The following is a 12,962-nucleotide window of genomic DNA, read 5'->3' on the forward strand; positions in this document are numbered from 1 at the left end:
CAAAGTCACTTTTAGTTAAGAATTTGGCTAGATGAGAAAATCGCGTCTTATCGCAGTTCAAATCGCTTTCACAACTTAAATGATCTTCCCATCTATTTAAATTTTATTTACTTCTTGAATGGAAAAGCATATTTAACGATACGTTTAAGCACACTGCCATACTGTTTAACCAAGCTGGCGTTATTGTAATTTAAACCATATTTTTCACAAACTGCCTGAACTTTAGGCGCCATTTTACGATAACGGCGCGCCGGAATATCCGGATATAAGTGATGCTCGATTTGATGACTTAAGTGACCTGTCAAAATATGGAATGCTTCTGAACCTGTCAAGTTTGATGAGCCACGAATCTGGCGCATATACCAATGACCGCGACTTTCATTTTCCAGTACCGATTTCGGGAACACTTCCACATCTTTAGTAAAATGACCACAGAAAATAATACTGAATGTCCAGATGTTACGGATACCATTCGCCACCAGGTTACCTGTAAATACAGGTAAAGCTGCTGGACCGGCAATCAACGGGAAGAATACATAATCTTTAAACAATTGCTTGCCAATTTTTTTCTGCATGGGTTGCCATTCTTTCTTGGCCTGTTCCTTAGATTTACGTCCTTTCCAAACCTTACCAATTTCAAGATTCTGGATGGCTACGCCCCACTGGAACAGCAGGCAAAATGGAATGCTATAAATTGGCTGCAATAAATAACCCGGCTTCCAGCGCTGCTCAGGAAACAGACGAAGTAAACCATAACCGATATCATCATCCATCCCTTTAATATTGGTATAGGTATGGTGCTTATAGTTATGGGTTTGGCGCCAGTTATCTGCTGTCCCGACAATATCCCACTCAAACGTTGGACCATAGAATTTAGGATCATTCATCCAGTCATATTGACCATGCATGACATTATGCCCCAGCTCCATATTTTCCATGATTTTGGCAAAGCCCAGTAAACCGGTACCTAATACCCATGCTGGCGGGAACCAGCCTGCAAATAAACAGGCACGTCCGGCAATGGAAGCATAACGGATGGTTGAATAAACTCGGCGGATATATTCCGCATCCTTTTCGCCGATATCATCAAGCACTTCTTGTTTAATCGCATCCAGTTCACGAGCCAAATCATCTAATTGAGATTGTGTGAGCTCACCATTTTTCGGATTTTTAAAATATTCTATTTTAACAGGCATATTCATGATATTTATCTCACTTATAAATCAATGACAAGGTCAGACTGTGCTGAATTGACACAGATTTTTAATAAATTACCAGGTTCGGAGTTTTGACTACCATTCACTAGATCTTTAGTTGAACCTTCAACTTTATTACACACACATTTATGACAAATGCCCATGCGACAACCATGAGTAGGTTTAATATTTTGTTGTTCCAGACTGCTCAGAATAGACTGACCTTTAGGGATGACCAGTACTTTATTGGATTTCAATAAGGTTATGTTAACAAAGCCAATATCCGAATTTTCAACCGGGGTCATACTGAAAGCTTCACTTTTGAAACTCTGTGCATTTGCAAACAGCTGTTCCGCCTGTGCAACAAATCCGGATGGACCGCAAGCATACACCAGACTATTTTCAATATTATTCACCAAAGCCAAATGGTCCTGGTTTAAGCGTTTGCCCGCATCTTCTTCCTGAGTATAAAAAACCTGAAAAGAAAAATTCGGATATTGTTCAGCCAGTTGTTCAAAACGTGCTTTAAAAGCAACATCAGCATATTGCTTAACCCAATACAACAGCTGGATTGGTGCTTGAGTCATGCGATCTGTTTTAGAGAGTGCTTTGAGTAAACTTAGCATTGGGGTAATACCACTACCCGCCGCAAGCAATATCATCGGTTGAGCCTGCTCTGGTAACAGCATGTCCCCATAAGGCTGACCAAATTCAAGAATATCGCCAACTTGAGCATGTTCAACCAGCCAGGAGCTGACTTTGCCCTGATCAACTTTTTTAACTGTTAATAAGACATGTTGAGTATCAAGCTGCGTCAGACTATAGCTACGCTCATAGCGAACACCGTTGACTTCCACAAAAACCGGATGGTGCTGCCCTGCTTGCCCCATTTTAAAATGACGGTTCACCTGAATGGTTAAACTCATCATATTTTGCGCAGAATTTTCTTTTTGGACAATTTTACCCAAGGCCTGATTGACTGACCAAAGGGGATTGATTTTTTGCAACCAGAAATCAGCTGCGTACTGGTCAATAACGCTTTCAGCCAGTGAACTTAGGGGAGATTTTTTCATTTTTTCTACAACATGCATAGTCAGTACCACGCGATCGATTTTTAATTATTATACACATGTATATATACTTGTATATATATTTGTATTGTTTCTATTCATTTCCCAAGTTGCAATGCAACCGTTATAATGTTTTCGTATCTCTAATCCCTTGAAAAATATGAACCCGTCTTCAATCAAAAAAAATATTGATGCTCCTGTTGATAAACAGAATGTTGTTCATGAACCGGTAACCGTCCGTACTGTAGGACGAAAAGCAACCATTACCAAAGAAGAGCTGTTTCAAGCTGCATTGAACTTAATTGGACCGCAAAAAAGCATTTCTTCCTTGAGCCTACGTGAAGTTGCGCGTGAAGCTGGCATTGCGCCCAACAGTTTTTATCGGCATTTCAGAGATATAGATGAACTTGCGATTGAGCTGATTGATCGTGCCGGGATTGTATTACGTCAAATTTTGCACCAAGCGCGCTTAAAGGCCTCCAAACAAAACAGTATTATTCGAAGTTCAGTTGAAATTTTTATTGAGCAGTTAGATGCCGATGAAGGAAATTTAAGCTTATTGCTTCGTGAAGCCTATACCGGTTCTGCTTCATACAAATTAGCAGTAGAGCGTCAATTAAATTATTTCCAGCAAGAACTACAAGAAGATCTCATTCGCTTAGAACGTCTGAATCACAGTAAATTGTTTCATCCTGACATTGTTGCAAAAGCGATTACCCAATTGGTGTTTAATATGGGTGCGACAGTGATTGATATGCCTATGATTGAACGCAAAGAAATTGCAGAACAAACCATGATTATGATTCGCATGCTTTTAGAAGGTGCACGTCATTTGGATGAAGCGAAAATTCGCTAATGCTCAAATATTTAAGGATTCAATCCTGACATATTGAATCCTTCCTCTATCTTTAAATGCTTTTCTGTTGAGCAATAATATATTTAACCAGTTCAGCGGTTTTTTCAGGCTGTTCCAATGGGAACATATGCCCGCCTTGCATCAAGCTATAATCAATCTGATAGGTCTTTTGCATCCCTTGCGGAAAACCTTGCTTGTAAAATGGACTATTCTGCGCACTAATTAAATGCACAGGCACAGCCGGTGCTTTCCTCGGCGTACGCCACCACCATGCAGGCACCGTTCTAAAAATTTCGGCTTCAATACTTTTGGGCACTGCCAAAGTTAAGCCTCCACGTTGAATATCTGGTTGCAAACCACAGGCTAAAAAATCCTGAAAACAGCTTTGATCAAAATGTTTAAATAACGGGTTATGCCGCATGGAAGCATAGGCTTGCTCATGATTTTCCCAGTGATCGGTTCGATTCAGGGTGATGCCTGCCGGGGTCAATTGATCGATTGCTTTGAGTTTTAATTTTTTTGCAATTTCAAACATGGGGGACTTCGAACCAATCACAAACGGTGGATCCATAATCACCAATTGTGAAAATAAATCAGGACGCTTATAGGCACTCATGAGCGTGAGTAATGAACCAAAAGAATGCCCCAGACCTATGACCTTTCTTCCATGAAATTTCTGTTCAATATCATCAATAATTTGATCGACTAAATAACGCCAGTCATGAGTTATGGGATATTGCGGATTCAGTCCAATCATCGGAATGGACCTCAAATCAAATTCATCTTCAAAGCAAGTGAAAAACTTTTGATAACTTGGCGCAGGAATTCCATTGGCATGGGTAAAATGAATCGCAGTCTTTTTAAATGATAAATCCTTCATATCGCTCTGCTCTTCCCTGATTAAACCTATTCATGTGCTGATAGCTTAAGGAAAAGCCTGCTTGATTCAAATCACTAAATCATGGATAAGCTGACTTCTAAGTCAGTCTTTCTTTCCATCAAAAATATTTTTTAACGCGCTCACGCTTACTTCTTTGAAACAACTAAAGCCTGATTACCTAAAAAAGTTGCGCCACACGTCGTTTTATCTCCGGCAATAACAATCCCTCTTCCTTGCACTACGCTTGATTGATCTGCTGCAATTGCAGACACCACAGCCTGGCATTTAGGGCAGTAATGTTTCATTCCATGCAAATGCACTGCAATTCCATTAATGATAAATGTTTTTTCGCATTCTGAGACAATGCCGCCATGTGAGGTTAAAGAACCCATGGTCACTAAAGATTTAGCCATCATTATTCTAATTTGATTTATAAAATTTATGCGCCATTTTAACATGAGATTACTTCTAGGCTTTATATCTTCCATTGTTCACACAAATCAGACTTAGAGAATTTTAAGCAATAAAAAAGCACCCTAAGGTGCTTTTAAATCAGTGTTAAGATTATGGTTTAACCACAACCAACACCTGAATCGCTTCTGGTGTTACAGATAAACCATCAAGCAAGCTAATGCCTTCCGATTGAAATTTTTGCAGGCGTGCAATTTCATCTTCACGAATACTTGGATTAAATTGCTTCAAGTAAGTTAAACGATCAATTTCATATTGCCATTTATTACCATACACTTCTTTGGCTTGTTGCTTGAAGTTAGGTAATGCTGTTTTAGCAATATCAAGTGCCTGTGCATAACGTTGTTCAATCACATCACGGCGTGCTTTCACTACCTGACGGCAGCTATTACTATCTAAATGATGCAAATACGGTTTTAAGATACTTGGATCAATCTTGGCAGACAAGTCCTGACCGGTTTCACTGAGCAATACGCGAATCAACTGTTGAGGCAAACTTGAAGGCAGGTTCAATGCTTTCGGTGCAATGACATCCACTTTAAACCACACTTCTAACAACAAAGAACCCTGTTTAAGTGCATTCGATTTTAACAGTGCAACATTGGTACTACCAAATGACTGGGTATTAATCATTTCCATCACACTTTCAGTGAATGGATGTTCAAGAGTTAAATACTGTGCATCTTCACGAACTTGTGCCTGATCGCGATAGAAAGTCGCAGTCATGCCTTCTTCATCCAAAGACAAACCTTGCACTTGCATTTGATCTGTTGGCTTGATGATCACGGTACCATTGCTTTGCTCATCAAAATCGATATTTGTCGATGCCATGAAGCGCTTCATAAACATTGGCAAAGTGGTGTTGTCATCATAGTCTTCAAGCGCTTGAACAATTTCTTGCGCCACGATTGGACGACATGAGTTGTATTCAAGCAAGCGGTCACGACCTTCCTGTAATTCGGCTTCTAAAGCTTCACGCTGAACACTAACTTCTTCAAGCAAATCTTCAAACTGTTGACCCAAATCGGACAATAAACAGCCTTTTAATTTAGCAATGAAGTTTTCTTGCAAGGTTTGCGCAGTTGGTGAAATATTACTGAAGATATTTAAACCTTCGTTATACCAACGGAACATACGCTCTTGCGCTGTACCAGCTAAATAAGGCACATGAATTTGAATACGGTTTTCTTGACCAATACGATCCAAACGACCAATACGTTGTTCTAGAATATCTGGGTTTGCTGGCAAGTCAAAAAGGATTAAGTCAGAGGCAAACTGGAAGTTACGTCCTTCTGAGCCAATTTCAGAACAGAGTAAGATTTGTGCACCGTAAGAATCTTCAGCGAAATAAGCCGCAGCTTGGTCACGCTCAAGCAAGCTCATACCCTCATGGAACATGGCAGTACGAATGCCTGCATGTAAACGAAGCACACTTTCTAAAGCTTCAACCACTGGACCACTACGCGCGATCAGTAACACTTTTTTGTGTTTCAGCTGGGTACGCAGCATTTCCATCAGCCACATCACACGCGGATCATGTTCCATCCAGGCGCCATCAAGCTGTGCTTCTTCAGGCCACATTTGTTCACGTAGCTTGCCGTCTTTCGACCAGTTTGCTGGTGCAGGTAAAGCAGCAGGCTGACAGTCACGACCCGGGAAACCTTGAATGGCTTCACGGGTATTACGGAATAAAATACGACCTGTACCATGACGGTCCAACAATTCATGAATAGCACGGAAACGCTGTTCTGGCTCATCCTGAATGCTATGCCCCAATAAACCTTCAATTGCAGCCAAATGTGCTGGTTCCAAAGGCAGATCTGACATCAACACTTCAGCAATTTTCGCAGTGTGATGATATTGCTCTTCTTCATCCAAGAAACGGTCGAGTGAACTAAAACGCTGCGGATCAAGCAAACGTAAACGTGCAAAATGGCTTTCTACACCCAGTTGTTCTGGTGTTGCTGTAAGCAGTAACACACCCGGAGTTTTTTCAGCAAGTTCTTCAACCAGATCGTAACGGTCGTTACCACCTTCTTCTTCGCTCCACATCAAGTGATGTGCTTCATCCACGACAAGAAGATCGAAGCCTGCTTCTAACGCTTGTTCACGTAAATCTTCATGATCGACCATCAAATCCACACTGGCAATAATGCATTGCTCAGTCAGGAATGGATTTAAATCTGGATCGTGTTCTTTAATCGATGCAGTACGGGTTAAATCAAATAACGAGAACTGTAGATTAAAACGGCGGCGCATCTCAATCATCCACTGATATTGCAGTGAATCTGGAACTAAAATCAGGATACGTTCAGAACGACCGGTTTTAAGCTGCTGATGAATGATCAAGCCTGCTTCAATGGTTTTACCCAAGCCTACTTCATCGGCAAGTAAAACACGCGGCGCAAAACGCTGACCAACTTCATGGGCAATATACAATTGATGTGGAATCAGTCCCACACGCGCACCTACCATGCCGCGTAATGGACTAGATTTCATATTGGCTTGCATCATCAAGGCTTCAATACGAAGGTCATACCATTCTTTATAATCCACCTGGCTGGCAAGCAAACGGTCCAGCGGTTTTGAAAGCTGAATATGTGCACCAACACGGGTTTCATTTAAAGCTTTACGTTCTTCAGTACCATCTTCCAGGGTACGGATCACGTTATAACGCACTACGCCATGACGGTCTTCAAAAGACTCAACCAGCCACTTGGTGCCTTCCTGATCCTGCAATTCATCTTTAATGTTAAAAACAATACGCGATAAAGGTGCATTGTTACGTGCGTAAACACGTGTTTCATCACTCTTCGGGAATAAGATGCTAACCGATCGTTCATCTACATCAATGAGAACCCCTAATCCAAGCTCTGTTTCTGTATCTGATAACCAACGCTGACCAATAGCAAACTGATGCAATTTTTCCACCTTTATCTAAAAATGAGGAGACTTATTTTTAAACTCAAAACCTGTTTAGTATTTGAGCAAGAAAACAGGTCTTTAAGCAATATATTTTGACATAAAGCCCACTAAAAAGTGCGCAAAATCGATGACGATTAAAAAGTTTTTACCTTAAAAAGGAACAGGATAATAAAACTCCACACGTTCCTCTGTTTGAGGATGGTAAAAACTCAAGTGTTCAGCATGCAAGCACAGTCGAGGAATCAACTGTTGCTGCTCTGGTGTTGCATATAACGTATCACCGACAATCGGATGACCAAGATACTGCATATGTACACGAAGCTGATGTGAACGACCTGTAACGGGAGTAAGTTTGACACGCGTCACCGTCTGCCCTTGAATTTCAAAATGTTCGATGGCTTGCCAATGCGTGAGTGCAGGCTTGTTGTGATCTGGAGCGGCAATATGTAAAGGCGGATGTTCAGGATCGTAAATCACTGGGACATCAACCGTGCCTTCGCCTTCAAGATGTCCGGCAACAACTGCCTGATAGGTTTTTTCTGTTTGGCGTTCTTGAAACTGACGGGAAATGGTTTTTTGTCCCCATTTGGTCAGACCAAACACCAGGATACCTGAAGTATCACGATCCAGACGATGAATCAGTAAGGTTTTGGGTTCTATTTTTAATAATCTGTTGATCACGCAATCTTGTAAATCTTCAGTTTTACCGGGAACGGTGAGTACACCTGCAGGTTTATGGATCACCATAAAATCTTCGTCACAATGTATCAGGTGTTCGGTTAGAAAATTACTCAATGTTCAATCCCAGGCTGATCGCGAAAACAAGCCGGCAATGATAGAAAGCTTGGCGCAGAATTACAATGCGCAATACTACAATTGGCGACGGATTTTCCGATTTTGCTCAAAAATTATTTCAATCTCGCGTTATGAATGTGCTGATTGCAATATAAAACCCACCAAATCATGCAAAGAAGCATGTTCTACAACATCTTCATAACCTACATTTGCACCATGCACGCGCCAAACACCCACCAAAGTCACAATGGCGATAGAATCCAAACCATATTGTTTCAAATCGACATAAGGATCAATTTCAAGTGCATCCATGTTCAACTGCTCTGCAACGGCAAGCATAATCCCCTTGGTTGAAAGCACATAATTTGACGGCGCACTTAAATCCCATAGCCGAGCCAAACTATAGCTATTCATGTGGTGCAAACCTTGTGCCGAGATATTTTCTATCCACTGGATATGCTGATCGTGATTCGACAATAAAATTGCATCATCAACCACACAAATATGTTCAGTCACACTTTGTAAATGCGGCAATATCTGCTTGAGCATCGGACTCACCTGTCCTGCAAATATCATTTGTGGATTCGATGATGCATATTCCCCAAGTTGCTGCATACCTTGCATCAAGTCATCACCATACAAATCAACAATCGGAATGTCTAATGCTTTGGCTTTATTGCTGATCTGGATCAGATTTGCCATCAGGTCTGTATCTTGAATCGCTGCCTGCATCCGCAAATTTTGCAATCCGACAAGTACCAATACTGAATTTGCAGCAGCAAGTTGCCATTTGGCTTGGGAGGGTGCAAGTTGAATTTTCTTGGGCATTGGGTACAGCATGGGAGACTCTTAGAAATAAAGGAACAGATACAACTTACTTGCTCATATTCTAGTTCATCTTTTATGTAGTGATACAAATGATTATAGAGTGATACATTAAAATAGTTTTTTATAACGACAATTATGTTAAATAGAATATTATGCACGACATTTAATGTCGTATCGCTTTTACTTTCCTCTTGTTATTAAAGGATAAGTTTTATAAATTTATCATTTAATTCAAGATATTATAAAAATGAAACTCAATATTCCAGATCAACAGATTACTTTAGTTTGTCCAAATTGTGATAGTACCTTTTTTTCTATTGATGAAAATGAAATAGTTACGTGTGGTACTTGTGATTTAAAGCTTCATAAAGATGAACTAATTGAACAAAATAATATTGCAGACAAGATAGATACTAATCAGATAGCAAAAGATTTAGCTAAAAAAATGAAAAATATATTCAAAGGTAAAGGATGGAAATAAGTAATTAATGAATATTAATTGGGAAATTACAATAGCTGGAATTTCGGCAATTTTTGCAGGTATATCAATAATATTTTCGATTTATAGCTTTTTCTCTTTTAAAAAGCTTAACAAGAAAATTTTAGAACAGCAGGTAGAGATTAATAGTCTTTTGATTACTAAAGAAAAAGAGCACTCTAATGAACAAAACAAGGCTGAGATTAGAGCATACAAAATAGGAGCAAAAGGCAATTATCAGTTGATAATAACTAATACTGGCAAGGCTACTGCTGAAAATGTCTATTTAGAAATTTTAATTGGTAGTGCTTATCGTGGATGTTTTTGGGATATCGATGAAATTTTCCCTATGAATATTGTCTCAGGACATTCAGGAAAACTTTCATATTCAAGAGGTATGGATTTTCCAAGTAAGTTTACTGTTAGGATTACTTGGGATGATCAATTTGCAAAACGAAACTCAAAAGATATCGAAATAGTTAGTTAATACTGTTATTTGTTTAATTGTTCTAAAATTAACATAATGGTCATTACACGAATTATTCATACAACTTATTTTTATTTATCAACTTAACCCTACAACTAAAACCCAATCATACCCAATTGGGTTTCTCTTGTGAATTATCACATTCCATGAGTAGTTTTCATATAACTTTCCGGGATTTTATTAAATTAAACTTGGAAAACCATACAAAATCAAATCATAAATATTAGCCAAGTTGTGCCAAAAACTTCTCAATCGCCTGCTGTGCAATCTCCGCATCCTGAAACGATTTTACGCCCGATACACCCATCGCACCCACCAACTGCCCTTCATACATAATCGGCTCACCACCTTCAAGCATGCCTGAAAAGCTATCCATCGTTAGAAAGCCCATTTGACCGCCCTTAATAATATCTTCAAACAACTTAGATGGACGGCGACTCATGGCTGAACATTTGGCTTTTTCTAAACATAAATTTGCAGTCATCGGTGAAGCCCCATCCAGACGCTTCATCGCAAGTAAAGTACCTGTTTCATCAACCACGGCAATACTGACATTAAACTGATTTTCGATCGCATATTGATGTGCGTGATTTAATAAAAACTCTGCATCAGTCAAAGTTAAATAATGTTTAGTTTGCATAAGTAAATATCCCTAATTTATACAAAGTATTATAAGTAAATTATAAATTTTGAATTACAAATCTCCCCTAACCCCTCTTTAATAAAGAGGGGAAATTTCAAAATTAAGAAACTTAAAATTCCCTCCTTTGAAAAGGAGGGTTAGGGAGGATTTAAAACTTAAGCTTTCATTTCTGCAAAGGTTTCTTTAGCAGCTTGAATCGTATAGGCAATATCTTCATCCGAATGTGCACTTGAGATAAAGCCTGCTTCAAATGCAGATGGTGCAAGGTTCACACCACGGTCTAACATGCCATGGAAAAACTTACGGAAAGCAGCAACATCACATTTCAACATTGAATCAAAACTGGTTATGTCTTCTTGATCTGTAAAGTACAAACCAAACATACCGCCCACTTGTTGAGTCTTGAATGGAATGCCTGCTTCATCCGCAGCCGCTTGCAAACCGGCAAGCAATTTTTCTAATTGTGCGGTTAAATTTTCATAAAAACCTTCGGCACGTAAATGTTTGAACATTTCAATACCGGCACGCATCGCCAACGGATTACCTGATAATGTCCCTGCCTGATAAACTTTACCCAATGGCGCGATGCATTCCATCACTTCACGTTTACCACCAAAGGCACCCACCGGCAGACCTGCACCGATGATTTTACCCAATGTGGTTAAATCAGGTGTTACGCCATAATGTGCTTGCGCACCGCCAAGACCGACACGAAAACCTGTCATGACTTCATCAATAATAAACACTGAACCATGTTCATCACATACATCACGAATCGCTTGCAGGAAACCATCAATCGGTTTCACCAAATTCATGTTGCCTGCAACCGGTTCAACAATCACCCCGGCAATTTCATGACCAAATTTGGCAAAGCATTCTTTTAAAGTCGCAATGTCATTGTATGGAAGCGTAAGCGTATGCTTGGCAAAATCTGCAGGCACACCCGCAGAAGTCGCTTCACCTTCACCACTGGTCAACATACCTGAACCTGCCTTAACTAAAAGCGAGTCTGAGTGACCGTGGTAACAGCCTTCAAATTTTACAATCTTGTCACGACCGGTATAACCACGTGCCAGACGAATCGCGGTCATGGTCGCTTCCGTACCTGAGTTGGTCATACGAACCAACTCAATTGATGGCATAATTTCACAGATAATATCAGCCAGTGTGGTTTCATGAACTGTTGGCGCACCAAAGCTTAAACCATCTACAGCAGCATCTTGAACGGCTTTAATAATTGCTGGATGTGCATGTCCTAAAATCATCGGCCCCCATGAACCCACGTAATCGACATAGCGTTTACCATCGACATCGAACAAATACGCACCTTTGGCTTTTTCAATAAATACAGGCGTACCACCCACCCCATTAAAAGCACGTACAGGTGAATTCACACCACCTGGAATATGTTTGCTGGCTTGTTTGAACAATTGTTCTTGCTTTGGAGATAAGCTCATGAAGGCACTCGACTAAAAATTAAATCTATCAAAAATATTTTATGCTGTAGCTTGAAAAAGCGCAGACCATTCATCTAAACGTTCAGGAATGGCATGCATAGGAAGTCCCAATATATCACTAATCACTGCGCAATAATCTGCACCTGATTCAATGACTTCGTTGGAATTTTCAACGGTTAAACCGCCAATCGCACAGAGGGGTACATTGAGTTTTTCTTTGGCAATTCTTAAGGTTTCCAAGCCAATGTTACCTGCTTCAGGTTTGCTGTCGGTGGCATAGATCGCACCAAATGCCACATAATTTGCGCCATCTGCAATCGCCTGTTCAGCCAGCTCAAGTGAGTTATTACAGCTGCGGCCAATCAACACACCTTGAGGCAAACGCGCAACAGCATCGACAATAGAGCCATCATCCTGGCCCAAATGCACACCTACCCCGTATTTGACCGCCATTTCAAGATCATCGTTAATGACAAAAGGCACACGGTATTCAGCACACATGGCTTTCATATACTCGATTTCGTAAATTTGATCCTCTTTGGCGATTTTTTTACGACGATATTGCAAGACCGCAATGCCGCCATTGGCCATTGCACCTTCCAACTTCGCCAATAAAAGCTCTAAAGGATCATCATTGGTAATTAAATATAAACCGCGCATAAAAAAGCTGCCAAAACTAGAACTGTCTTATTATATGCATATCAAGAGCAAGATTCAGCTCATCTCAAGCAAATACAAATGGATTGTTACTGATAAATTTTAAAAAAATTAGAAAATAGTCACAGTTCTCATATTTTTTACCATTAAGTGAAAAAATACCTATTTTCAGTGATAGATCATGTGTGAATTAAACGATTTAATTAGTCTACAGAATAA

13 protein-coding genes are annotated in these 12,962 nt (G+C 40.0%); 3 read left to right on the plus strand and 10 right to left on the minus strand.

Going from position 1 to position 12,962, the window contains the following annotated elements; translation table 11 throughout:
- Nucleotides 1–107: 107 nt before the first annotated feature.
- Together E0409_RS04470 and E0409_RS04475 are read right to left on the minus strand one after the other, a co-directional pair.
- The gene (locus E0409_RS04470) at nt 108–1,202 is read right to left on the minus strand and encodes a fatty acid desaturase family protein (protein WP_131288163.1); all 1,095 of its coding nucleotides are present in this window, start codon (nt 1,200–1,202) and stop codon (nt 108–110) included.
- 14 nt (nt 1,203–1,216) lie between these two features.
- A complete protein-coding gene (locus E0409_RS04475; RefSeq protein WP_131288166.1) occupies nt 1,217–2,287 on the minus strand; it encodes a ferredoxin reductase in 1,071 nt (356 codons plus the stop codon).
- A gap of 139 nt (nt 2,288–2,426) precedes the next feature.
- On the opposite strand from E0409_RS04475, the gene fabR reads away from it, so the two are divergent.
- A complete protein-coding gene (fabR, locus tag E0409_RS04480; RefSeq protein ID WP_131288169.1) occupies nt 2,427–3,122 on the plus strand; it encodes an HTH-type transcriptional repressor FabR in 696 nt (231 codons plus the stop codon).
- Between the two features lie 52 nt (nt 3,123–3,174).
- Here the strand turns inward: fabR and E0409_RS04485 are convergent, their stop codons facing one another.
- From E0409_RS04485 to E0409_RS04505, 5 genes are all read right to left on the minus strand, one after another.
- A complete protein-coding gene (locus tag E0409_RS04485; RefSeq protein WP_131288172.1) occupies nt 3,175–4,002 on the minus strand; it encodes an alpha/beta fold hydrolase in 828 nt (275 codons plus the stop codon).
- A 146-nt stretch (nt 4,003–4,148) separates the two neighbouring features.
- Nucleotides 4,149–4,415, minus strand: a complete 267-nt coding sequence (locus tag E0409_RS04490) for a PAAR domain-containing protein (protein WP_131288258.1) — start codon at nt 4,413–4,415, stop codon at nt 4,149–4,151.
- Nucleotides 4,416–4,566: 151 nt separating this feature from the next.
- Nucleotides 4,567–7,404, minus strand: coding sequence for an RNA polymerase-associated protein RapA (rapA, locus tag E0409_RS04495; protein ID WP_131288175.1), 2,838 nt, complete (start codon nt 7,402–7,404; stop codon nt 4,567–4,569).
- Nucleotides 7,405–7,548: 144 nt separating this feature from the next.
- Nucleotides 7,549–8,193: an RluA family pseudouridine synthase gene (locus E0409_RS04500; RefSeq protein ID WP_131288178.1), complete on the minus strand. Its 645-nt coding sequence runs from the start codon at nt 8,191–8,193 to the stop codon at nt 7,549–7,551.
- A gap of 129 nt (nt 8,194–8,322) precedes the next feature.
- On the minus strand, nt 8,323–9,033 hold the full coding sequence (locus E0409_RS04505) for a phosphopantetheine-binding protein (protein WP_131288181.1): 711 nt from the start codon (nt 9,031–9,033) through the stop codon (nt 8,323–8,325).
- A 235-nt stretch (nt 9,034–9,268) separates the two neighbouring features.
- Here E0409_RS04505 and E0409_RS04510 point away from each other — a divergent pair, with 235 nt between their 5' ends.
- Both E0409_RS04510 and E0409_RS04515 read left to right on the plus strand, forming a co-directional pair.
- Entirely contained in the window at nt 9,269–9,502 is a 234-nt protein-coding gene (locus E0409_RS04510) for a hypothetical protein (protein WP_131288184.1), read from the plus strand.
- Nucleotides 9,503–9,509: 7 nt separating this feature from the next.
- Nucleotides 9,510–9,986, plus strand: coding sequence for a DUF8453 domain-containing protein (locus tag E0409_RS04515; protein ID WP_131288187.1), 477 nt, complete (start codon nt 9,510–9,512; stop codon nt 9,984–9,986).
- Nucleotides 9,987–10,209: 223 nt separating this feature from the next.
- Here E0409_RS04515 and E0409_RS04520 read toward each other — a convergent pair whose 3' ends face one another.
- The 3 genes from E0409_RS04520 to thiE all read right to left on the minus strand — a co-directional run bounded on the left by E0409_RS04520 (nt 10,210) and on the right by thiE (nt 12,746).
- Nucleotides 10,210–10,626, minus strand: a complete 417-nt coding sequence (locus E0409_RS04520; protein ID WP_131288190.1) for a GlcG/HbpS family heme-binding protein — start codon at nt 10,624–10,626, stop codon at nt 10,210–10,212.
- A 158-nt stretch (nt 10,627–10,784) separates the two neighbouring features.
- Nucleotides 10,785–12,086: a glutamate-1-semialdehyde 2,1-aminomutase gene (gene hemL / locus E0409_RS04525; RefSeq protein WP_131288193.1), complete on the minus strand. Its 1,302-nt coding sequence runs from the start codon at nt 12,084–12,086 to the stop codon at nt 10,785–10,787.
- 39 nt (nt 12,087–12,125) lie between these two features.
- Nucleotides 12,126–12,746: a thiamine phosphate synthase gene (gene thiE / locus E0409_RS04530; protein WP_131288196.1), complete on the minus strand. Its 621-nt coding sequence runs from the start codon at nt 12,744–12,746 to the stop codon at nt 12,126–12,128.
- Nucleotides 12,747–12,962: the final 216 nt, after the last annotated feature.

It is taken from the genome of Acinetobacter sp. ANC 4862, assembly GCF_004336635.1.
GTDB lineage: Bacteria > Pseudomonadota > Gammaproteobacteria > Pseudomonadales > Moraxellaceae > Acinetobacter.